This window comes from Azotobacter bryophylli (genome assembly GCF_042643485.1).
Lineage (GTDB): Bacteria > Pseudomonadota > Gammaproteobacteria > Pseudomonadales > Pseudomonadaceae > Azotobacter > Azotobacter bryophylli.
The window spans coordinates 16,116-34,747 of sequence record NZ_JBHRSJ010000002.1 but is presented as its reverse complement, the minus strand read 5'-3'; the positions used below and the strand labels follow the sequence as shown (position 1 = coordinate 34,747).

Below are 18,632 nucleotides of genomic sequence, written 5' to 3'. Positions count from 1 at the left end.
GTCCGCTGGCTGCCCGTAGCCTATGACCACGGCTCTTCCTTATTGGCGACTGTCCGGTTTCTATTTCTTCTACTTCGCCCTGCTCGGGGCGACGGCGCCGTTTTTCGCCCTGTATTTCGACCACCTGGGCTTCTCCGCCGCGCGGATCGGCGAGCTGGTGGCGATCCCCATGCTGATGCGCTGCGTCGCGCCCAACCTGTGGGGCTGGCTGGGCGATGCGACCGGTCGGCGGCTGGCCATCGTACGTCTGGGCGCGCTCTGCACCCTGGCGTCCTTCGCGCTGATTTTCGTGAGCCAGAGCTATGCCTGGTTGGCGCTGGTGATGGCCCTGCATGCCTTCTTCTGGCATGCGGTGCTGCCGCAGTTCGAGGTCATCACCCTGGCGCACCTGCGCGATCAGGCGGCGCGCTACAGCCGACTGCGCCTGTGGGGCAGCATCGGCTTCATCGTCACCGTGGTCGGCCTCGGCCAGCTGTTCGAGCGGGTCAGCCTGGATGCCTATCCCTGGGCGCTGATCCTGATCATGGGCGGCATCGTCCTCGGCAGTCTCTGGGTGCCGAACGCCCAGCCGGCCCATCGTGAGGAAACCGCCGGTCATGGCGGCTTCCTTGCGCAGCTGCGCCGGCCGGGGGTGCTGGCCTTCTACGTCTGCGTGGCCCTGATGCAGCTGAGCCATGGGCCCTATTACACCTTCATCAGCATCCATCTGGAGGCGCTGGGCTACGAACGCGGGCTGATCGGTCAGCTGTGGGCGCTCGGCGTGGTGGCGGAGATCCTGCTGTTCCTGGTCATCCCCCAGCTGCTCGTTCGCTGTTCCCTGCGTCAGGTGCTGCTGGCGAGCTTCCTGCTGGCCGCGCTGCGCTGGCTGCTCCTGGGCAATCTGGCCGATCATCTGGGCGTGCTGCTGTTCGCCCAGGTTCTGCATGCGGCGACCTTCGGCAGTTTCCACGTAGCCGCGATCCATTTCGTCCAGCGCAGCTTCGGGGCGCGCCAGCAGGGCCAGGGCCAGGCGCTCTATGCCAGCCTGTCCGGCGTCGGCGGCGCCCTGGGGGCGCTGTATTCCGGTTACTGCTGGACGGCCCTGGGCCCGGCCTGGACCTTCGGTCTGGCCAGTCTGGCCGCGCTGGCGGCCGCCTGCGTCACCGCCATCCGTTTGAAAGAGGAGGGGCCATGAGCCTGACCCGAGCACAACTCGCCCAGCAGATCATCGAGGCCGGGCGCTTCCTGTATGGCCGCGGCTGGTCCCCGGCCACCAGCAGCAACTACTCCGCGCGGCTGTCGGCCAGCGAGGCGCTGCTGACCGTTTCCGGCAAGCACAAGGGCCAGCTCGGCGAGGACGACGTGCTGGCCACCGACATGGCCGGCAACAGCCTGGAGCCGGGCAAGAAGCCTTCCGCCGAGACCCTGCTGCATACCCAGCTGTACACTTGGAAACCGGAGGTCGGCGCGGTGCTGCACACCCACTCGGTGAACGCCACCGTGCTGTCGCGGCTCACCCTGAGCGATTCCCTGGTGTTCGCCGATTACGAACTGCAGAAAGCCTTCGCCGGCATCTCGACCCACGAGTGCCAGGTCTGCGTGCCGATCTTCGACAACGATCAGGACATCGCCCGCCTGGCGCGCCGGGTACAGCCCTGGCTGGACGAGCACCCCGACTGTGTCGGCTACCTGATTCGCGGCCATGGCCTCTATACCTGGGGCGTCACCATGGCCGACGCCCTGCGTCAGGTCGAGGCCTTCGAGTTCCTGTTCGAGTGCGAACTGAAGATGCGTGCGTTGCACAAAGCCTGAGGCATCATCCGCCCCCTACCCAAAGGAGAAACCTGCCCATGAGCTGCCTGAGCGTCTACCACGACACCAATTCCGCCCAGCCCTTCAAGGTGCTCACCCACGGCGAGGACATCGCCGCCACCCTGGCCGAGGTCGGCGTGCGCTTCGAGCGTTGGCAGGCCAGTGCGCCGATCGCCCCCGGCGCCAGCCAGGAGCAGGTGATCGCCGCCTACCGTCCGGAGATAGAGCGGCTGAAGGCGGAGGGCGGCTACGTCACCGTCGACGTGATCAGTCTCACCGACGATCACCCGCAGAAGGCCGAGCTGCGCTCCAAGTTCCTCGACGAGCACACCCATGGCGAGGACGAGGTGCGCTTCTTCGTCGCCGGCCGCGGGCTGTTCTCCCTGCACATCGGCGACAAGGTGTACGCGGTGCTCTGCGAGAAGAACGACCTGATCTCGGTGCCGGCCGGTACGCCGCACTGGTTCGACATGGGCGAGCACCCGCACTTCGTCGCCATCCGCCTGTTCAACAATCCGGAAGGCTGGGTCGCCCGCTTCACCGGCAAGGACATCGCCAGCCACTTCCCCTGCCTGGAAGACTGAGCAAGGGATCACCCAAGAGACACGACATGCCGATAAAAGCCATCCTGACCGATATCGAAGGCACCACCAGCTCGGTGCGTTTCGTCTTCGATGTACTTTTTCCCTATGCCAAGGCGCACCTGCCGCAGTTCGTCCGCGAGCGGGCCGCCGAGCCCGAGGTCGCCGCCCAGCTCAATGCCGTCCGCGCCGAGAGCGGCGAGACGGGGGCCGAACCGGAGCGGGTGATCGAGATCCTCCTCGGCTGGATCGCCGAAGACCGCAAGGCCACGCCGCTGAAGGCGCTGCAGGGCATGGTCTGGGAGCAGGGCTACCGGAGCGGGGAGATCCAGGGGCATGTCTACGCGGATGCCGTGCAGGCGATGCGCTACTGGCAGGCCGTGGGTTATGCGCTCTACGTCTATTCCTCCGGCTCGATCCAGGCGCAGAAGCTGATTTTCGGCTATTCCGAGGTCGGCGACCTGACGTCGCTGTTCTCCGGCTACTTCGACACCACCTCCGGCGGCAAGCGCGAGGCGGCTTCCTATGCCCGGATCGCCGATGCCATCGGCCTGCCTGCCGGCGACATCCTGTTCCTCTCGGACGTGGTGCAGGAACTGGACGCCGCCCGTGAGGCCGGCCTCAAGACCTGTGGACTGGCTCGCGAGGGCGGCTCTCTGGCCGGGCACCCGACGGTCGCCAGCTTCACCGAGATCCTCCCGGAGAACTTCTGACACGCGGTGACCGGTGCCCGGTTCGACCTGCCATGCTCGTCCACGTAGAATGCCCGGCCTTTCGGCCGGCCGCGAGGCTGCCTTTTCGCCAGTACCCACCGGGGAGAATCATCCATGAGCGACTACCAGGAAACCCTCTACGACGGCTACGGCCAGCGTTTTCGCATGGACAAGCTGCTCCATGAGGTGCGTACCGAGCACCAGCATCTGGTGATCTTCGAGAACGCTCGCATGGGCCGGGTGATGGCCCTCGACGGGGTGATCCAGACCACCGAGGCCGATGAGTTCATCTATCACGAGATGCTCACCCACGTGCCGATCCTCGCCCACGGTCTGGCCAAGCGGGTGCTGATCATCGGCGGCGGCGACGGCGGCATGCTGCGCGAGGTGTGCAAGCATCGCAGTGTCGAGCACGTCACCATGGTCGAGATCGACGGCACCGTGGTGGACATGTGCAAGGAATTCCTGCCCAACCATTCCAAGGGGGCTTTCGACGACCCGCGTCTGAATCTGGTGATCGACGACGGCATGCGTTTCGTTGCCACCACCGAGGAGAGGTTCGACGTCATCATCTCCGACTCCACCGATCCGATCGGGCCGGGCGAGGTGCTGTTCTCGGAGAACTTCTACCAGGCCTGCCAGCGCTGCCTGAACGACGGCGGCATTCTGGTCACTCAGAACGGCACGCCGTTCATGCAGCTGGGCGAAGTGCAGACCACCGCCTCGCGGATGAACGGCCTGTTCGCCGATTGGCATTTCTACCAGGCCGCGGTGCCCACCTACATCGGCGGCGCGATGACCTTCGCCTGGGGCAGCACCGTTCCCGAGCAGCGCAAGCTGCCGCTGGACACCCTGCGCCAGCGCTTCGCCGGCAGCGGTATCGTCACCCGCTACTACAACCCGGAGATTCACCAGGGCGCCTTCGCGCTGCCGCAGTACGTGCTGCAGGCGATTGGTAAACCAAGCAACGACTGAACCAAGAGTCTGGCCGGTTGTCTGTTTGATTGTTTGACCCTTCCCCCGTTCGGGGGAGGGGATGTTCCATTGGGCTCGCGTAGCCGTCATCTGGCCAGCAATCTGGCCTGTTTGGAGCTATGCTTGTCAGGCAGCATCTTAGCTCGCTTTGCGCGGCTCAGCCCTTGGCCAACTGCTCAGCGAATTTTCGGGCAATCCGAAAAGAAGTTTTCGTTGCCATGAGTCTGTCGTGACCGTTTCTTCCATCGCAATCTTCGATCCATCACTGAGGAGGTCGTGTCATGAGCAGCAGCACCTTCCCCGATGATGTCAGCAGCGCTGTGCTTCGGCGAATGAAGGAGGGCGGGTTCGATTTCACCCGCGTCCATCCCATCGAGTTTTACGCCATCTTCCCCGACGAGGACCGGGCCCGTATGGCAGCTAGAAATTTTCGCGGTGAATCCCTGAATGCCCAGGTATCCGCGCGGGATGACGGAGCCTGGCACCTGCAGGTCAGCAAGGTGATGTACGCCACCCATGAGGGTATCGGCGACTTCGAGCAGGATCTGGAGTCGGTCGTGGCCCCCTTGGGTGGGGTGATGGACGGCTGGGGCGTCACCCAGGAAATCACGCTGTCCCATCCCTGGCAGTAAACGCGTTGCCGCACCGGCCGGCCAGGGTCGGCCGGTGTCATGTCCCTCCCGACTCTTCCTTCGCGCCTCCCTCCGTTTACCTGGACGCCACCTTGCGTCCCGCCATGTGTCGCAGATAGGCCAGCAGTTGCTCCAGTTCGCTATCGCTCAGTGCCTGCGCGGAGAAGGCCGGCATGCGAGCCTGCGGCCAGTGGCGCAGGCTCTGGGGATCACGGATGTAGCGGCGGAGGAACGCCTCGTGGAAGTATTCGGTGGGGTTGTTCGGCACGTTGAGATCCGGGCCGAACTGGGCATCTCCCTGGCGGTTCAGGCGGTGACAGGCCATGCAGTGCTTCTGAAACTGGGCGAAGCCCGCCTTGACCGACGGGCTCGCGTCTTCGGCCGGCAACAGGGCCGGAAAACGCTGGGCGAGGGGGGGCAGCCCGGCTATCCGGGTGACGCGGAACGGCCACTGCTCCGGGCCGATCCTGCCGGCTTCGGGATGGGTCCAGACCAGATAGAAGGGACCGGCGCTGGCTCCGCCCTTGCCCAGGCCGGGCCAGGGCGCATCCGGGGCCTCGACTGCCAGCCAGGCACGAGCGCCCTTGCTGTTCAGCAGCGGGGCGGCCGGCAGTTCGGCGGCGAAGCCATCGGTCGCCACCGCCTGGATATGGTCGCCCGGTGCGACGCCCTGCAGCAGGGCGGCCATCGGTACGGCGCGATAGCGCATGGGGCGTTTGTAGCTGACATCCGCCGGAATCTCGATTTCCTGCGCCTGCGGATGGGCGAGCAATTCGGCGGTGCTCCAGCGCCGGGAGTGGCCGGGCAGGTCCAGGATCAGTTCGGCGGCGGCCAGGGGCAGGCTCGCCGCCAGCATCAGCATGAGTAGAAGGGAACGCATCGAATCACCAGCCGGATGAAGGGAGCCGGGACCATAGCATCTCGGCGGAGCCGTTGCATTACAGTGGCCAGCCGGCGCGCACCGGGGCCGGCAATGGCCAAGGCCAGGCCGGAACGCTAGGATGTGCGCCCCAAAAACAGCGGGATAAGGAAGAGGCGTATGCTGGCCGAACTGTTCGCCGTAATGGCTCCCATCTTCATCGTCGCCGGCATCGGCTATGGCTGGGTGCGCTTCGGTCACGTCTATCCCACCGACTTCATCACCCGGCTGATCCTCAACGTCGGCACTCCCTGTCTGGTGCTGTCGACCCTGAGCAAATCCAGGATCGACCCCGCCGCCTTCGGCCAGATGGCTGCCGCCTGCGTGGCGGTGACCCTGCTCATGGGGCTCATCGGCCTGCTGCTCAGCCGCCTGTTCCGGCAGGACTGGAAGGTGCTGGTGCCCGCCTACCTGTTCCCCAACTCCGGCAACATGGGGCTGCCGATCAGCCTCTACGCCTTCGGCGAGCAGGGCCTGGCATTGGCGGTGGCCTTCTTCCTAGTGCTCTCCGTCTCGCACTTCACCCTGGGCATGGCGCTCGCCGGGGCCGAAACCTCCATCAAGCGGCTGCTCGGGCACCCCATCATCATCAGCCTGGTCCTGGCGCTGCCGATCATGCTGTTCGACCTCGAACTGCCACGCTGGCTCGACAACACGGTGGGGCTGCTGGGTGGCATGACCATCCCGTTGATGCTGGTCACCCTCGGGGTTTCGCTGGCCTCCATCCGAACCCAGCAGCTCGGCCAAGGCATGCTGCTGGGCGCCCTGCGGCTGCTGTGCGGCGCCGGGGTGGCCTGGGCGATCGGCCGGCTGCTCGAGCTGCCGCCCCTGGTGCAGGGCGTGCTGATCATGCAGTCGGCCATGCCGGTGGCCGTGTTCAACTATCTGTTCGCCGTCAAGGCCGGCCGTTCGCCGGAGCGGGTCGCCAGTCTGGTGCTGTGCTCGACCCTGCTGGCCTTCGGCTTTATGCCGCTGTTGCTGGCCTGGCTGCTGCCGACGCTGCGCTAACTGACGAAGCGGCTCAGGTTGGGAAGGATCAGGAGAACGGTGATGGCGAAAATGATGAGGCCGGCTTGCCGGACCTTGTCGGGGCGCTGGATCATGGCTTTGCCTTTTCTTATTGTTGATATGACGATAAGCCACTCGGCACTCATGCATGCGCTGCATGATTTGCAGATAGAAACGACATCCCGTGGCTCGCTGCTAGCCCTCGCTCCCTGCCGGACTCACAAACAACTCTAAAGGCTTTTGCCTGACGACTTAGAAGAGTTGGGAATTTCTTTTTAGTGAGTTGCTTTCAAATGATTATGAGAGAAGTCCCGCCGAGGGGCGCAGCTCCCAAGGCAGAGCCTTTTTTCCAGCCTGCTGCCGTTTGTCCGACTTCCTGCCCGTCGACTCGTTGAAAAAGTTCCCCTCCCTTCGATTGGATGGCCGTTTCTGTGCACTGCATGGAATTCTCGGCAGGCAGCTGTTGGTCCGGTATTTCCGGGGGCGGTATGGTGGCTCGTCCCGGCTGGAAGGAGTCTCCCATGAGCTTCCGAGATCTATTCACTAAGCGAAATCACCTCACCCTGACTTGGCTTGCGCTCGTGACGCTGATCGTCTTGGCCCGATCCCCGATGGTCCAGTGCCCGGTGGGGGTTCTGCTGCTGTTCCTGATCAGTCTGTCCGTCTCTCTGGCGCTGTGGTGGCTGAGGTCGCAGAGTCTGGTCACGGGCCGTTTGCTGCCCACGATTCAGGCGGTTTGTCTAAACGCATGAATTTTTTGAAAAAAGCTTTGCATTCGATAGGGAGGTCGGCTAAATTAGCGCGCCTCGACGGACGATGCGTTCGGCGAGATCAGGTGAGGTGTCCGAGCGGTTGAAGGAGCACGCCTGGAAAGTGTGTATACGGGAAACCGTATCGAGGGTTCGAATCCCTCCCTCACCGCCAGCTTTCCACCAAAAGCCCTGCTTTATGCAGGGCTTTTGCGTTTCTGGCGTCTGGCCGATGGGAAGCGGGCGATGCGCGCACGAGAGATAACGCTTGTGCGGAGCCAGGGAAACGGAACAGCTTGGTGCATGGTGGCTTGGCAAAGCCCGCTTTCGTACCGGATCTGTTCCGGTAGAAGGGAACTTCCGATGGCCCCGGCGTTATCGAAGGCTTGGCCGCAGGCAAGGCGTCGTTCGGCGCCCTAGTAACAGATATGAAGAAACCCCCCGTCTTGATTGGTCGAGGGTTCGCTGGCCCTTACCACCCGGCAATCCGGGCTGGTTTCCCGGCTTGCCAGCCAATCCGGTTCCTGTGCCCCGGCTTTCGGGCGTTCGTGCCTGATGGGGTTGGCGGATTGGCTTTCCGTCTGCCAGACCAACTGGTCGAGAAACATCGAGCCGCTGATGATGAGCGCGGCATTCAGCAGGATGCAGCCGAAAATGACGGCCTCTGTTGTGATCGGGACAGCACTTTGTTGATTTTTCATACAGCAAATCAGCAAAAAATGTAGGTATAAACGGTTTTGGTTTCAGCTTCATTTCCAATGCATCATTGATGCCGACTTTTCGGTTTCTTCGACCGAGGCTCTAGGAATCGCCCGAGCGTCAGCGTTCCTGCCTGCTTTCGAGCGCTCTTCCGAAGGGGGAGGGACGCTCCGAGGCTTTCACAGCAGTATTCCCGCCCAGACCAGCACGACCAGCCCGAGCGCGAGAAACTGCGCGGCGCTGCCCATGTCCTTGGCCCGCTTGGAGAGGGGATGCGTGCTCAGGGAGATGCGGTCGATCGCCGCCTCGATGGCCGAGTTGAGTAGTTCGACGATCAGCGTCAGGAACACCGTGGCGATCAGCAGGACGCGTTCGGCCCGCTCCACTTCCAGAAGGCAGGCGAGAGGGATCAGCAGCAGGTTGAGCAGGACGAGCTGGCGGAAGGCCGATTCGCCGACGAAGGCTGCCCGCAGTCCGGCCATGGAGTAGCCCGCGGCATGCAGCACCCGGCTGAATCCCTTGCGGCCTTTCCAGGGGCGCCCGGCGGTATCTCGGTCGGCTGGCTCGGTGCGCATGGAAGGTTCTCGCGAGCGGGGCGTCGGGGGAGCGGTGGCTCGCGCATCAGGTTAACGAGGGGGATGTGACGCCTTCATGACTGGGGCGGGCGGCTCAATCCTGGCGGGGCTCCTCGATGATCTTCGGCAGCACGTTGAGGATGAACAGGGCGAGCAGGGTGCCGAGCACCGCGGTCGCCTCGTGGCCGAGACCGACGCAGACGCCCACTGCCGTGTTCAGCCAGAGGCCGGCGGCGGTGGTCAGGCCGCGGACCTTGCTGTCGCCGCTGGTCTTGAGGATGGTGCCGGCGCAGAGGAAGCCGACCCCGGCCACGATGCCCTGGACCACCCGGCTCATGGCGTCGTGGGAGACGCCGGTCAGCTGCGGGGCCAGGACGAACAGGGTGGAGCCCAGCGCCACCAGCATGTGGGTGCGGATGCCCGCCGCCTTGCCGTGGTGCTCGCGCTCGTTGCCCAGCAGGCCGCCGAGCAGCGCCGCCAGCAGCAGGCGCAGGACGGTCCGGATGGCCGGCTCGATACCGGACAGGTCGGAGAACTCGTCCGCGATGGTCGCTATCGCGATGTCCCAGGCCGTCACGCGCGCCTCCCGAGGAATGGCCGGTCGAGCGGACCGTTCGCTGCGTCGACTGGACAGATGGCACCCGGGCGCGGGGTCGGCCACCCGTCCCGGACGGAGGAACCATTTCTCCTCTCGTCGGGGTCGAAACAGAACGACGCCCCGGATAGGAGGAACTGGAAATGTCCGAGAAACATCTCTTTCTGGTCAGCTACATCCTCGACAACCAGCCGCAATCGACCGAACTGGAGTCGGACAAGGACAGCATCACGCCCGAAGAGGCGCAGCGTTACGTCGAGGCCCTGCACACTTCGGCCCAGCCCTCCGACATCACCGACGTCCAGGTGACCAGGATCGTGCATCCCCACGAGCCGGGCACCACGCCCGGGCATTACCAGCAGCCCTGAGGGCCGTCCCGGCACGAAAGGACGCGCAGGGCCTGCCCGTTGCCGGGCAGGCCCGCCGGTTCAGGAAAGCTTCGCGCTCAGCTCCTTCTTCAGCGCCTTCTTGCGGTTCTCCATCTCCTCGCCCAGTTCCTCGAGCCGGTCCTTGCCCAGGAGTTCGCTGGCCTTGGGGAACATCTCCTGTTCCTCTTCCTCGATGTGATGGTCGACCATGTCCTTGAGTACCTTGACCCGGCCGGCGAACTCGACGGCGGAGGGATCGGTTTTCTCCAGGTCCGGCATGACCAGCGAGTCCACGGCGCGGTGCTCCTCCTTGGCCTCGTGGAACATGATCTCGTCCTCCTTGCCCCCGGCCTGCCTGTAGGCGGGATAGAAGATCTCCTCCTCGAGGGCGGTGTGCACCGCCAGTTCGAGGTGCAGGTGATGCAGCAGCTCCTCCCGGGTCTTGACGCCCCGCTCGGTGGTCTTGCCGAGCCGGTCGAGGAGTTGATGGACGGTTTCGTGATCGTGCTTGAGCAATTCGACGGCGTTCATCGCGATCTCCCGGCGTGAGGGTCTTTGAAGGTCACTCTGTTTAGCTGACCTCCCGCCCACTCGTGGGGTTCTATGCTTGATGTCGACCGTTCGTCCATTGCACCGTGCCTCCCCCGCGGGGGAATGATCCCGGTGCGTCGGGAGTCAATAGCGGAGAGAGGCGCGGTCCTCACCCCGATCATCCGAACGAGGAGGGCAGACCATGGCACGGCTTTCGTCAGAGTCGCTGCTGCCCGGCGGCTGCGTGGTGGTGTACTGCAACCGGGGCGGGGAGGCGCAGCACGAGCGTGCCGTCCATCTCGAACTGGGGCGGCGGCTGGCGGCGCTGCAGGGGCTGGACTTCGCCGGCGAGTTCGACCCCGGGCACACCTACACGGGCCCCCTGTATTTCGTCCCGACTGGCACCGTGATCGGCCGGCAGAGCGCGTTCCGCCTGGGCATCGGCGGCGAGGAGGATCTCTTCGGCGGCGTGGTGCCCCATGCCTTCGTCGCCACCAAGGCGATCACCCATCCGCTGCTGCGGGCCGGCGTGCAGGCGCCGCCCGGCTGGTCCAACGCCTTCGCCCGGCGCGTGGCGGACGCCGTGCTGCGCGGCTACACGGTGTTCGATCTGGCCGAGGCGCGCGAGGCCGGGCGGCTTCTGCTCGCCGAGGGGCCGCTGCGGATCAAGCCGGTGCGCGCCACCGCCGGCCGCGGGCAGAGCCTGGTCCGCGACGAGGCTGAGCTGGAGGCGCGGCTGCAGACGCTGGACGTGAAGGAGGTGGAGGAGTTCGGCCTGGTGCTGGAGGAGCACCTGGAGCAGGTGAGCACCTTCAGCGTCGGTCAGATCCGGGTCGGCGACCTGCTGGCGACCTACTACGGCTCCCAGCGCCTGACCACCGACAACCGCGGCGAGGCGGTCTACGGCGGCTCCGACCTGCACGTGGTGGCCGGCGACTACGACGCCCTCCTGGCGCTCGGACTGGACGAGCCGGTGCGCCTGGCCGTGCGGCAGGCGCGGACCTACGACGAGGCGGCCAGGGAATGCTACAGCGGCCTGTTCGCCTCCCGGCGCAACTACGACGTCGCCCGCGGCCTGGACAGCCGCGGGCAGGTTCGCTCCGGGGTACTCGAGCAGTCTTGGCGCATCGGCGGCGCCAGCAGTGCCGAGATCGCCGCGCTGGAGGCGTTCCGCGAGGGCGGGCGGGTGGTGCGGGCCTCGTCCCTGGAGCTGTTCGGCGAGGCGAGCGAGCCGCCGCCCGGTGCGCGGGTGCTGTTCCGCGGCGAGGACGAGCAGGTCGGTTTCATCACCAAGTGCGTGACGGTGGAGAGCCATGACGACGCGCAGTGAGTCGGTCGATCTGCTGGTGGGGGAACAGCGGATCGCCGGCACCTTCCTCGCCCCGGACACCCAGATGCCGGGCCTGCTCTTCGTCCACGGCTGGGGCGGCAGCCAGGAGCGCGACCTGAAGCGCGCGCGGGGCATCGCCGGCCTCGGCTGCGTCTGCCTGACCTTCGACATGCGCGGACACGCGGCGACCCTGTGGCAGCAGCAGTGGGTCACCCGCGAGGACAACCTGCGCGACATCGCCGTCGCCTACGACCTGCTGGCCCGGCACCCGGCCATCGACCGCGACGGCATCGCCGTGGTCGGCAGCAGCTACGGCGGCTACCTGGCGGCCATCCTGACCACGCTGCGCCCGGTGAAGTGGCTCGCCCTGCGCGTGCCGGCCCTGTACCGGGACGCCGAATGGACCCGGCCGAAGCGCGAGCTGGACCGCGACGACCTGCAGCTGTACCGCCGGGAGCCGGTCTCGCCGGAGGACAACCGGGCCCTGGCGGCCTGCGCCAGGTTCCGCGGCGACGTGCTGATCGTCGAGTCCGAGCACGACAACCTGGTGCCCCACGCCACCATCATGAGCTACCGCGGCGCCTTCGTCCGCGCCCATTCGCTGACCCACCGCATCATCGACGGCGCCGACCACGCCCTGAGCGGCGAGACCTGCCAGCAGGCCTACACCGCGATCCTGGTCAACTGGGTCGGCGAGATGGTGATCGGCGCCCGGGTCGGCAACACCGCCTGGGGCCATGCCCTGCACGGCTGAGGCTCAGCTCTCCTCCTTCAGCGAGCGCTCGAAGCGCGGGGTGAAGGCCTGGACGAAGGCGTTGCGCAGGATGGCGACGAAGGCCTGCAGCGGGCTGACCTTCTGCTGGGTGATGGTCCCCGAGAGCTCGATGCGGGTGGCGAACTGGTCCTTGCGCTGGTTCTTCAGCAGCGTCTCGCCGCCGCCCACCAGCGCCTCCCACAGCCCGCGCAGGAAGCCCTTGTCCTCCTGCTCGACGTCCTGCTTCCAGTCGAACACGTCGACATCCTTGAGCAGCGGCTTGACGTAGCCGCCGAGGCGGCCGTCGTCGGACTCCACCTCCATCACCAGATCGCCGCGTCCGGCGTTGAAGTCGAAGCGGCCGTAGGCCCGGGAGAAGTCGTTCAGGCGGCGCAGGTCGACGTCGGTGACGCGCAGGCGAAATTTGAAGTTGCGCCATTCGTCGAAGGGGTCGAACCGGGAGCTGGTTTCCAGCGGCGCCTGGCCGAGGACCTTGGCTGTGGCGTCCAGGCGGGCGACCCGGCCCTTGCCGCCCTCCACGTTGGTCAGGTTGCGCAGGCTGGCGTCGAGCCCGGTGATCTGCACGTTCACCGGCGGGTCGGACTTGAAGTTGCGGAAAGCCAGACGGCCGTTCTCGACGCGCACCTCGTTGAGGGTGATCGGCAGCAGCTTCTCCAGCTGCTGGCGCCAGTCCACCCCTTCGCCGCTCTGCGAATCCTCCTCGCTCTCGCCGTCGACGAAGTTCAGCTCGGGCCGCTGGAACACGACCCGGGCGACCACCGCGTGGTCGTACCACAGCGAATGCCAGCTCACCGCCAGGTCGGTGCCCGGCACGTCGAGGAAGGGCACCGGGACCTTGCCGCTGAGCTTGGACACCTTCAGCCCCTCGATGCGGTAGGCGCCGCGCCAGAGGGCGAGGTCGACGTCGGCGATGTGGCCGCGATAGCCGCCCATGTTCGCCAGGCGGTCGTTCAGGTAGTCGCGCACCAGATAGGGCAGGGCGATGTGCAGCGCCACCACGAGTAGGGCCAGGCCGCCGAGGATGGCGAGGGGGAGGCTGTAACGTCTCTTCATGCAGGGATGACTGCCGACCGGCCGCCGCAGTTCCGCCGCGGCGAAGAACGGCGCAGTCGACGGAAGGTCGGGCGTTCCCGCGGCCGGGCGTCTGTACTTTCCCGAGGGGCGGGGGCCTCGGTCCCCGGTATTGCCCGTCCGGAGAGCCATCACGATGAGACTGAAGCACAAGGTCGCCCTGGTCACCGGCAGTTCCCAGGGGATCGGCCGCGCCATCGCCGTCCGGTTGGCCCAGGAAGGGGCGGACATCGTCATCAACGATCTCGAGGAGGACGAACAGGCACGACTGACGGCCGAGCAGATCCGCGTCCTCGGCCGGCGCGTCTGCATCGTGGCGGCGGACATCGCCCAGGTGGACAACTGCCGGCGCCTGGTGCGCGAGAGCGTCGAGCGGATGGGCCAGCTGGACATCCTGGTCAACAACGCCGGCATCGAGAAGCGCGCGGCCTTCCTCGACGTGCGCAAGGAGGACTTCGACCGGGTCCTGCAGGTGAACCTGCGCGGCGCCTTCTTCCTCACCCAGTCCTTCGTCCGGCATCTGGCGAGCAGCGGCCGCGGCGGCAAGATCATCAACACCAGCTCGGTGCACGAGGAGCTGGCCTTCCCCCATTTCACCAGCTACTGCGCCAGCAAGGGCGGGCTGAAGATGATGATGCGCAGCCTGGCGGTGGAGCTCGCGCCGCTCGGCATCACCATCAACAACATCGCCCCCGGCGCCATCGAGACGCCGATCAACAGCGCCCTGCTGCGCCAGCCGGACCAGCTCGCCGCGCTGCTCGCGCGGATTCCCCTGAAGCGCCTCGGCCAGCCCCAGGACGTCGCCGGCGCGGCGGCCTTCCTCGCCTCGGCGGATGCCGACTACATCACCGGCACCACCCTGTTCGTCGACGGCGGCCTGCTGCGCGACTACCACGAGCAATGAACGGCAACGGTCTGTCCGACCCTTTCGAGCAGCGCATCGCGGCGGTCTCCCCGGCCGACCCGCTGACCCCGGCCGACCGCTATCAGGAGCTGTTCGTCGAGGTGCAGATGAACCGGGTCTTCGCCGACAGCAAGACCTTCGTCGACTGCGCGCCGCGGCTGCACCCGGAGCGCATCCTCGCCGCCTACCGCGCCCGCTGCCGGCAGCCCGGCTTCGACCTGACGGCCTTCGTCACCGAGCACTTCAGTCTCTTCGTCATCCCGCCGAGCCATTTCGTCGCCGACCCGAACTGCGGCCTGGAGCAGCACATCGACCGCCTCTGGCCGGTGCTGACCCGCCGGCCCATCGAGCATCCCGGGCGCTCCTCGCTGCTGCCGCTGCCCCACGACTACGTGGTGCCCGGCGGGCGCTTCGTCGAGCAGTACTACTGGGACGCCTACTTCATCATGCTGGGGCTGGACCAGAGCGGCCAGCGCCACCTGCTGCGTTCCATGGCGGACAACTTCGCCTACCTGATCGACACCTACGGCCACGTGCCAAACGGCAACCGCACCTACTACCTGAGCCGCTCGCAGCCGCCGGTGTTCGCCCTGATGGTCGAGCTGTTCGAGGAGAAGACCATCTGCCGCGCCCACGACTACCTGCCGCAACTGCGCAAGGAGTACGCCTTCTGGATGGACGGCGCCGACTGCCTGCGCCCCGGCGACAGCCACCGGCGCTGCGTGCGCCTGGCCGGCGGCGAGGTGCTCAACCGCTACTGGGACGACCGCGACACGCCGCGCGAGGAGTCCTACCTGGAGGACGTGCTCACCGCCCGGGATTCCGGCCGCCCGGTGCACGAGGTCTACCGCGACCTGCGCGCCGGCGCCGAATCCGGCTGGGACTACAGCTCGCGCTGGCTGGGCGACCACCGGCGGCTGTCGAGCATCCGCACCACGGCGATCCTGCCGGTGGATCTCAACGGCCTGCTGTACCGGCTGGAGCGGCTGATCGCCCGGCTCAGCGAGCGGCACGGCGACACGGCCTGCGCCGAGGACTACCGGCGGCGCGCCGAAGCCCGCCGAGCGGCCGTCGACCGCTACCTGTGGAGCGAGAGCGCCGGGGCCTACCTGGACTACGACTGGCAGCTCGAACGCCCGCGTCCCGACCTCACCGCCGCCATGCTCGCGCCGCTGTTCGTCCACCTGGCCAGCCCGGAGCAGGCCCGGCGCGTGGCCGACACCGTGCGCCGGCGGCTGCTCGCCCCCGGCGGCCTGAGCACCACCGAGATCGACGTCTGCGGCCAGCAGTGGGACCGCCCCAACGGCTGGGCGCCGCTGCAGTGGATCGGCATCCGCGGGCTGGAGCGCTACGGCGAGGTCGAGCTGGCCGCGGAGATCGCCCGGCGCTGGCTGCGGGTGGTCGGCGAGTTGTTCGAGCGCGACAACAAGCTGGTGGAGAAGTACGTCCTGCGGCCCAACGCCGAGCACGCCGGCGGCGGCGAGTACCCGCTGCAGGACGGCTTCGGCTGGACCAACGGCGTCACCCGCAAGCTCTTGCAGGAAGACCCGCTGCACGAGGCGAACCGCTGCCGCTCCGGGCAGCCGGGCGTCTGCTGCGTGATCTAGCCCGACCCGGACGGGCCGCTCACTGGCTCCAGCGGCCGCCGCCGGTCTCGCAGTCGATCCGCGCCTGGGCCTGGTCCTGCGCCCGGTAGTAGTAGGTGACGATCTGCGCGTCCTCCGGCAGCGTGTCGGGCGAGGCGCCGCCGCCGTAGCTGCCGCTGGCCAGCTCGTTGGCCAGGGCCTCCTGGGTCAGCTTGCCGGTGCAGATGCCGAAATGGCCCGAGGGGCAGCGCTCGCGCCGCTCCTTGCGCGTCCCGGCCACGCTGTCGCCCTTGGTGCTGCAGGCCCAGTCCAGGGAATCGGGCGGCATGCCCCGGTACTCGAAGCAGGTCTGGCTGGCCACCCCCGGCGTGCCGGCCGTCGCCGGCTGCTGGGTGACGTAGCAGGCGTCCGCCCACAGCTGCGCGCTGCCCAGCCCGGCGAAGAGGAAGATCCCGATGCGTAGAGGACGAGTCATGGCCATGCTCCTGGATACCCTGGAAAGCGGGCGCGAACGCCGGCCCGATGAGACTGGGACACGCCCGGCTCGGCCCGAGTTCGGCAGCGAAGCCGGCACGGGACGGCTGGCCGGCTACGCTCTCTGGTGAGGCGGGTCGCGCCGCCCGCAGCGAGGAACTGGCCTTGAACCGCGAAGAGGAACTGGACAGCCGGCGCTACCCGATCGCCGAGGACATGGCCCTGCAATGCCGCATCTGGCGCTTCGAGCGGATCGGCTGGTGGGGCCTGGGCCTGGTCGTGCTGCTGGCCCTGCTCGGGCTGTTCTCCCGGGGGCCGCTGAGCCGGGCGGAGCGGGCGACGCCGGGCGGCGAACTGGTCCTGCGCTATCAGCGCTTCGAGCGGCAGAGCGCGCCGACCGAACTGCGCGTGCAGCTGGATGCCGCCCGCGGCGGCCGGATCTGGCTGGTGCTGGGCGGCGACTTCCTGCGCAGTTTCGCGGTGGAGGGTATCCAGCCGCCCCCCGCCGCGGCGCGCAGCGAGGGGGCCGGACTGGCCCTGGCGTTCGAGACCGGCGGAGCCGGCCGCGCCGAGGTGTATCTGGCGCTGCGGCCCAAGCGCACCGCCGCCATCTACCTCGTGCTGCTGGTCATCTTCCGCATGGCCGGCCGGCGCGCCCTGTCGGAAATCACCACCTTCGACTTCGTGCTCCTGCTGATCGTCGGCGAAGCCACCCAGCAGGCGCTGCTGGGCGAGGACTTCTCGGTGGTCAACGCCGTCCTGGTGATCGTCTCGCTGATCGCCATCGACGTGGCCCTGTCGCTGCTCAAACGCCAGTCGAAGCGGCTGTCGCGGATGCTGGACGGCGAGCCGATCATCATCGTCGAGCACGGCGAGGTGCTGAGGCGAAGGCTCTACCTGGCGCGGGTGGAGGAAGTGGACATCCTCGAGGCGGCGCGCAGCAGCCAGGGGCTGGAGCGCATCGATCAGATCAAGTTCGCCATCCTGGAGAAGAACGGCAGCATTTCGGTCATCCCGAAAGCCGAGGGATAGGGGCGGGAGAGGCCCGGCGCGCGGCCCTGGCCGTTCGTCCCGCCCCCGTTTCGGGGGTTACGAGCGACGGCCGCCGCCATGGCTGTGCTGGCCGCCCTTGCGGCCGGCTTCGGATGCCCTCTCGCGGTCGTTGGCGAAGTTGCCGCCGCTGTTGCGGCCGCCCTTGCGGCCGGCCTCGGAGGCTTTCTCGCGGTCGTTGGCGAAATTGCCGGGGTTGCTGTTCTTGCTGGGCATGGCTGTTCTCCTCGAATGCATGTAGGAGTGACGGGGGATCGCTCCCCTACCAAAGTTTCTGAAGCGCCACCGCGTCGAGAGTTCCGATTCGTTTCCCGGCCAGGGCTGACACCGGATGAACGGTTGGCAATCAGGCTGGCAGCACTGAACGCCGCCGGGGCCCCGCGTTCTAGAGAAGAAAGGGAGCAGGGGAGGGGCCATGCCCTGGCTGCTGGTGCTGCACATTGCCGCTCTGCTCGTCTGGTGCGGGGCGCTGCTCTACCTGCCGGCGCTGATCGCCGCCGGTCGGACGGGCGCCGCGGGTGAGCCGTTCGCCCCCGCCGCGGAGGCGCTGCCCCGGGCGTTCTTCACCCGGCTGGCGACTCCGGCGGCGCTGCTGACCATCGCCAGCGGCACCCTCTTGTTCCTCGGTCGGGGCGTCCACGGCGTCTGGCTGATGCTGAAGCTGAGCGCGGTGACGCTCATGGTCGTCTGCCACGTCCTGCTCGGTGTGCTGATCCTGCGCCTGGAGGACGACCCGCGCCGGCCGCTGGCCGGGCGCTGCGCCGCCCTCGGCCTGCTGGCCGCGCTGGCCATCGGCGCGGTGCTCTGGCTGGTGCTGGCCCGGCCGTTCCGGGGGGCGGGATGACTCACTCCTTGGCCTCGACCCCCACCGCGTGCTCGTAGACCAGCCGGCTGCCGAGCCAGGCGGTCAGCAGGATCAGCAGGGCGGTGAGCAGGGAGAGGTAGAGGCCCCAGGGCAGGATGGGTTCGGCCGCGAGATAGCGCTGCAGCCAGTTCAGCGAGGCGAGCGAGAGCATCATCATGGCGAGGACGGCATGACACCAGGCAGTCATCAGGCAGCGGATGCGGCGCACCGCGATCAGGTCGATCAGGCCCAGGCCGCTGGCGAGCCAGCCGCCGAAGGCGCCGACCCCGGCCAGCCAGAGGCCGGCGCGGGCCCAGAACGGATCGCCGCTGAGGACATAGCCGAGGTCGCTGGCCACCAGGCCGAGCAGGGCGGCGACCGGGAAGTGGATCAGCATCGGGTGCAGCGGATGGCTGCCGAGGGCGGCGAAGCTGGGGATCGGCTCGGGCATCGGGGCATCCT

Annotated in this window: 25 protein-coding genes and 1 tRNA gene; 17 read left to right on the top strand and 9 right to left on the bottom strand. The window is 67.3% G+C overall.

The features are described from left to right. The first annotated feature begins 22 nt into the window (after positions 1 to 22). From ACFOJE_RS02550 to ACFOJE_RS02525, 6 genes are all read left to right on the top strand, one after another. Positions 23 to 1,174, top strand: coding sequence for an MFS transporter (locus ACFOJE_RS02550; RefSeq protein WP_377812680.1), 1,152 nt, complete (start codon positions 23 to 25; stop codon positions 1,172 to 1,174). Then, positions 1,171 to 1,791 carry a methylthioribulose 1-phosphate dehydratase gene (locus ACFOJE_RS02545; protein WP_377812679.1) on the top strand — a complete coding sequence of 207 codons (621 nt, stop codon included), beginning with the start codon at positions 1,171 to 1,173 and terminating at the stop codon, positions 1,789 to 1,791. Before ACFOJE_RS02550 ends, ACFOJE_RS02545 begins: the two co-directional genes overlap by 4 nt. A gap of 38 nt (positions 1,792 to 1,829) precedes the next feature. Beyond that, positions 1,830 to 2,375, top strand: coding sequence for a 1,2-dihydroxy-3-keto-5-methylthiopentene dioxygenase (locus ACFOJE_RS02540; protein WP_377812678.1), 546 nt, complete (start codon positions 1,830 to 1,832; stop codon positions 2,373 to 2,375). Positions 2,376 to 2,401: 26 nt separating this feature from the next. Next, positions 2,402 to 3,085: an acireductone synthase gene (gene mtnC, locus ACFOJE_RS02535; protein WP_377812677.1), complete on the top strand. Its 684-nt coding sequence runs from the start codon at positions 2,402 to 2,404 to the stop codon at positions 3,083 to 3,085. Positions 3,086 to 3,199: 114 nt separating this feature from the next. Further along, positions 3,200 to 4,060, top strand: coding sequence for a polyamine aminopropyltransferase (speE, locus tag ACFOJE_RS02530; protein ID WP_377812676.1), 861 nt, complete (start codon positions 3,200 to 3,202; stop codon positions 4,058 to 4,060). Between the two features lie 281 nt (positions 4,061 to 4,341). Continuing rightward, positions 4,342 to 4,692: a ribonuclease E inhibitor RraB gene (locus ACFOJE_RS02525; protein WP_377812675.1), complete on the top strand. Its 351-nt coding sequence runs from the start codon at positions 4,342 to 4,344 to the stop codon at positions 4,690 to 4,692. A 76-nt stretch (positions 4,693 to 4,768) separates the two neighbouring features. On the opposite strand, the gene ACFOJE_RS02520 is transcribed toward ACFOJE_RS02525, so the two are convergent. Beyond that, positions 4,769 to 5,572, bottom strand: a complete 804-nt coding sequence (locus ACFOJE_RS02520) for a c-type cytochrome (RefSeq protein WP_377812674.1) — start codon at positions 5,570 to 5,572, stop codon at positions 4,769 to 4,771. 159 nt (positions 5,573 to 5,731) lie between these two features. Between ACFOJE_RS02520 and ACFOJE_RS02515 the strand changes: the two genes are divergently transcribed. The 3 genes from ACFOJE_RS02515 (at position 5,732) to ACFOJE_RS02505 (ending at position 7,543) form a co-directional block, all read left to right on the top strand. Next, positions 5,732 to 6,619 (top strand): AEC family transporter, encoded by an 888-nt coding sequence (locus ACFOJE_RS02515; protein ID WP_377812673.1) that lies wholly within the window; start codon positions 5,732 to 5,734, stop codon positions 6,617 to 6,619. A gap of 521 nt (positions 6,620 to 7,140) precedes the next feature. Next, positions 7,141 to 7,371, top strand: coding sequence for a hypothetical protein (locus ACFOJE_RS02510; protein WP_377812672.1), 231 nt, complete (start codon positions 7,141 to 7,143; stop codon positions 7,369 to 7,371). An 82-nt stretch (positions 7,372 to 7,453) separates the two neighbouring features. Beyond that, positions 7,454 to 7,543: transfer RNA gene (locus ACFOJE_RS02505), tRNA-Ser, on the top strand. Between the two features lie 241 nt (positions 7,544 to 7,784). On the opposite strand, the gene ACFOJE_RS02500 is transcribed toward ACFOJE_RS02505, so the two are convergent. From ACFOJE_RS02500 to ACFOJE_RS02490, 3 genes are all read right to left on the bottom strand, one after another. Then, positions 7,785 to 8,069: a hypothetical protein gene (locus tag ACFOJE_RS02500; RefSeq protein ID WP_377812671.1), complete on the bottom strand. Its 285-nt coding sequence runs from the start codon at positions 8,067 to 8,069 to the stop codon at positions 7,785 to 7,787. A 177-nt stretch (positions 8,070 to 8,246) separates the two neighbouring features. Beyond that, entirely contained in the window at positions 8,247 to 8,642 is a 396-nt protein-coding gene (locus ACFOJE_RS02495; protein WP_377812670.1) for a diacylglycerol kinase, read from the bottom strand. Positions 8,643 to 8,736: 94 nt separating this feature from the next. Further along, positions 8,737 to 9,219 carry an MgtC/SapB family protein gene (locus tag ACFOJE_RS02490; protein ID WP_377812669.1) on the bottom strand — a complete coding sequence of 161 codons (483 nt, stop codon included), beginning with the start codon at positions 9,217 to 9,219 and terminating at the stop codon, positions 8,737 to 8,739. Positions 9,220 to 9,380: 161 nt separating this feature from the next. Between ACFOJE_RS02490 and ACFOJE_RS02485 the strand changes: the two genes are divergently transcribed. Further along, positions 9,381 to 9,605 carry a hypothetical protein gene (locus ACFOJE_RS02485; protein ID WP_377812668.1) on the top strand — a complete coding sequence of 75 codons (225 nt, stop codon included), beginning with the start codon at positions 9,381 to 9,383 and terminating at the stop codon, positions 9,603 to 9,605. Positions 9,606 to 9,665: 60 nt separating this feature from the next. Here the strand turns inward: ACFOJE_RS02485 and ACFOJE_RS02480 are convergent, their stop codons facing one another. Continuing rightward, on the bottom strand, positions 9,666 to 10,136 hold the full coding sequence (locus ACFOJE_RS02480) for a hemerythrin domain-containing protein (protein WP_377812667.1): 471 nt from the start codon (positions 10,134 to 10,136) through the stop codon (positions 9,666 to 9,668). A 202-nt stretch (positions 10,137 to 10,338) separates the two neighbouring features. Between ACFOJE_RS02480 and ACFOJE_RS02475 the strand changes: the two genes are divergently transcribed. Next, positions 10,339 to 11,466, top strand: a complete 1,128-nt coding sequence (locus ACFOJE_RS02475) for a DUF3182 family protein (RefSeq protein WP_377812666.1) — start codon at positions 10,339 to 10,341, stop codon at positions 11,464 to 11,466. Then, positions 11,450 to 12,220, top strand: a complete 771-nt coding sequence (locus ACFOJE_RS02470; RefSeq protein ID WP_377812665.1) for an alpha/beta hydrolase family protein — start codon at positions 11,450 to 11,452, stop codon at positions 12,218 to 12,220. Before ACFOJE_RS02475 ends, ACFOJE_RS02470 begins: the two co-directional genes overlap by 17 nt. Positions 12,221 to 12,223: 3 nt before the next feature. Here ACFOJE_RS02470 and ACFOJE_RS02465 read toward each other — a convergent pair whose 3' ends face one another. Continuing rightward, positions 12,224 to 13,294 (bottom strand): DUF748 domain-containing protein, encoded by a 1,071-nt coding sequence (locus ACFOJE_RS02465; RefSeq protein ID WP_377812664.1) that lies wholly within the window; start codon positions 13,292 to 13,294, stop codon positions 12,224 to 12,226. Between the two features lie 154 nt (positions 13,295 to 13,448). Here ACFOJE_RS02465 and ACFOJE_RS02460 point away from each other — a divergent pair, with 154 nt between their 5' ends. Then, on the top strand, positions 13,449 to 14,216 hold the full coding sequence (locus ACFOJE_RS02460; RefSeq protein ID WP_377812663.1) for an SDR family NAD(P)-dependent oxidoreductase: 768 nt from the start codon (positions 13,449 to 13,451) through the stop codon (positions 14,214 to 14,216). Further along, positions 14,213 to 15,823, top strand: a complete 1,611-nt coding sequence (treF, locus tag ACFOJE_RS02455) for an alpha,alpha-trehalase TreF (RefSeq protein WP_377812662.1) — start codon at positions 14,213 to 14,215, stop codon at positions 15,821 to 15,823. Before ACFOJE_RS02460 ends, treF begins: the two co-directional genes overlap by 4 nt. A 19-nt stretch (positions 15,824 to 15,842) precedes the next feature. Here the strand turns inward: treF and ACFOJE_RS02450 are convergent, their stop codons facing one another. Next, positions 15,843 to 16,277: a hypothetical protein gene (locus ACFOJE_RS02450; RefSeq protein WP_377812661.1), complete on the bottom strand. Its 435-nt coding sequence runs from the start codon at positions 16,275 to 16,277 to the stop codon at positions 15,843 to 15,845. On the opposite strand from ACFOJE_RS02450, the gene ACFOJE_RS02445 reads away from it, so the two are divergent. Both ACFOJE_RS02445 and ACFOJE_RS02440 read left to right on the top strand, forming a co-directional pair. Continuing rightward, a complete protein-coding gene (locus ACFOJE_RS02445; RefSeq protein ID WP_377812660.1) occupies positions 16,276 to 16,407 on the top strand; it encodes a hypothetical protein in 132 nt (43 codons plus the stop codon). The two genes, ACFOJE_RS02450 and ACFOJE_RS02445, sit on opposite strands and share 2 nt — an antisense overlap. Positions 16,408 to 16,915: 508 nt before the next feature. Next, entirely contained in the window at positions 16,916 to 17,308 is a 393-nt protein-coding gene (locus tag ACFOJE_RS02440) for a DUF421 domain-containing protein (RefSeq protein WP_377812706.1), read from the top strand. A 57-nt stretch (positions 17,309 to 17,365) separates the two neighbouring features. Here ACFOJE_RS02440 and ACFOJE_RS02435 read toward each other — a convergent pair whose 3' ends face one another. Further along, complete coding sequence (locus ACFOJE_RS02435) at positions 17,366 to 17,542, bottom strand: con-10 family general stress protein (RefSeq protein WP_377812659.1); 177 nt, start codon at positions 17,540 to 17,542, stop codon at positions 17,366 to 17,368. Between the two features lie 199 nt (positions 17,543 to 17,741). Here ACFOJE_RS02435 and ACFOJE_RS02430 point away from each other — a divergent pair, with 199 nt between their 5' ends. Further along, on the top strand, positions 17,742 to 18,170 hold the full coding sequence (locus tag ACFOJE_RS02430) for a CopD family protein (RefSeq protein WP_377812658.1): 429 nt from the start codon (positions 17,742 to 17,744) through the stop codon (positions 18,168 to 18,170). Between the two features lies 1 nt (position 18,171). On the opposite strand, the gene ACFOJE_RS02425 is transcribed toward ACFOJE_RS02430, so the two are convergent. Further along, on the bottom strand, positions 18,172 to 18,621 hold the full coding sequence (locus ACFOJE_RS02425) for a DUF2231 domain-containing protein (RefSeq protein ID WP_377812657.1): 450 nt from the start codon (positions 18,619 to 18,621) through the stop codon (positions 18,172 to 18,174). Positions 18,622 to 18,632: the final 11 nt, after the last annotated feature.

Bases quoted from the DNA above. Each gene is read 5' to 3' on its own strand.
- ACFOJE_RS02550 (WP_377812680.1), top strand. From the start codon at position 23: ATGACCACGGCTCTTCCTTATTGGCGACTGTCCGGTTTCTATTTCTTC.
- ACFOJE_RS02545 (WP_377812679.1), top strand. From the start codon at position 1,171: ATGAGCCTGACCCGAGCACAACTCGCCCAGCAGATCATCGAGGCCGGG.
- ACFOJE_RS02540 (WP_377812678.1), top strand. From the start codon at position 1,830: ATGAGCTGCCTGAGCGTCTACCACGACACCAATTCCGCCCAGCCCTTC.
- mtnC (WP_377812677.1), top strand. From the start codon at position 2,402: ATGCCGATAAAAGCCATCCTGACCGATATCGAAGGCACCACCAGCTCG.
- speE (WP_377812676.1), top strand. From the start codon at position 3,200: ATGAGCGACTACCAGGAAACCCTCTACGACGGCTACGGCCAGCGTTTT.
- ACFOJE_RS02525 (WP_377812675.1), top strand. From the start codon at position 4,342: ATGAGCAGCAGCACCTTCCCCGATGATGTCAGCAGCGCTGTGCTTCGG.
- ACFOJE_RS02520 (WP_377812674.1), bottom strand. From the start codon at position 5,572: ATGCGTTCCCTTCTACTCATGCTGATGCTGGCGGCGAGCCTGCCCCTG.
- ACFOJE_RS02515 (WP_377812673.1), top strand. From the start codon at position 5,732: ATGCTGGCCGAACTGTTCGCCGTAATGGCTCCCATCTTCATCGTCGCC.
- ACFOJE_RS02510 (WP_377812672.1), top strand. From the start codon at position 7,141: ATGAGCTTCCGAGATCTATTCACTAAGCGAAATCACCTCACCCTGACT.
- ACFOJE_RS02500 (WP_377812671.1), bottom strand. From the start codon at position 8,069: ATGAAAAATCAACAAAGTGCTGTCCCGATCACAACAGAGGCCGTCATT.
- ACFOJE_RS02495 (WP_377812670.1), bottom strand. From the start codon at position 8,642: ATGCGCACCGAGCCAGCCGACCGAGATACCGCCGGGCGCCCCTGGAAA.
- ACFOJE_RS02485 (WP_377812668.1), top strand. From the start codon at position 9,381: ATGTCCGAGAAACATCTCTTTCTGGTCAGCTACATCCTCGACAACCAG.
- ACFOJE_RS02480 (WP_377812667.1), bottom strand. From the start codon at position 10,136: ATGAACGCCGTCGAATTGCTCAAGCACGATCACGAAACCGTCCATCAA.
- ACFOJE_RS02475 (WP_377812666.1), top strand. From the start codon at position 10,339: ATGGCACGGCTTTCGTCAGAGTCGCTGCTGCCCGGCGGCTGCGTGGTG.
- ACFOJE_RS02470 (WP_377812665.1), top strand. From the start codon at position 11,450: ATGACGACGCGCAGTGAGTCGGTCGATCTGCTGGTGGGGGAACAGCGG.
- ACFOJE_RS02465 (WP_377812664.1), bottom strand. From the start codon at position 13,294: ATGAAGAGACGTTACAGCCTCCCCCTCGCCATCCTCGGCGGCCTGGCC.
- ACFOJE_RS02460 (WP_377812663.1), top strand. From the start codon at position 13,449: ATGAGACTGAAGCACAAGGTCGCCCTGGTCACCGGCAGTTCCCAGGGG.
- treF (WP_377812662.1), top strand. From the start codon at position 14,213: ATGAACGGCAACGGTCTGTCCGACCCTTTCGAGCAGCGCATCGCGGCG.
- ACFOJE_RS02445 (WP_377812660.1), top strand. From the start codon at position 16,276: ATGGCCATGCTCCTGGATACCCTGGAAAGCGGGCGCGAACGCCGGCCC.
- ACFOJE_RS02450 (WP_377812661.1), bottom strand. From the start codon at position 16,277: ATGACTCGTCCTCTACGCATCGGGATCTTCCTCTTCGCCGGGCTGGGC.
- ACFOJE_RS02440 (WP_377812706.1), top strand. From the start codon at position 16,916: ATGGCCGGCCGGCGCGCCCTGTCGGAAATCACCACCTTCGACTTCGTG.
- ACFOJE_RS02435 (WP_377812659.1), bottom strand. From the start codon at position 17,542: ATGCCCAGCAAGAACAGCAACCCCGGCAATTTCGCCAACGACCGCGAG.
- ACFOJE_RS02430 (WP_377812658.1), top strand. From the start codon at position 17,742: ATGCCCTGGCTGCTGGTGCTGCACATTGCCGCTCTGCTCGTCTGGTGC.
- ACFOJE_RS02425 (WP_377812657.1), bottom strand. From the start codon at position 18,621: ATGCCCGAGCCGATCCCCAGCTTCGCCGCCCTCGGCAGCCATCCGCTG.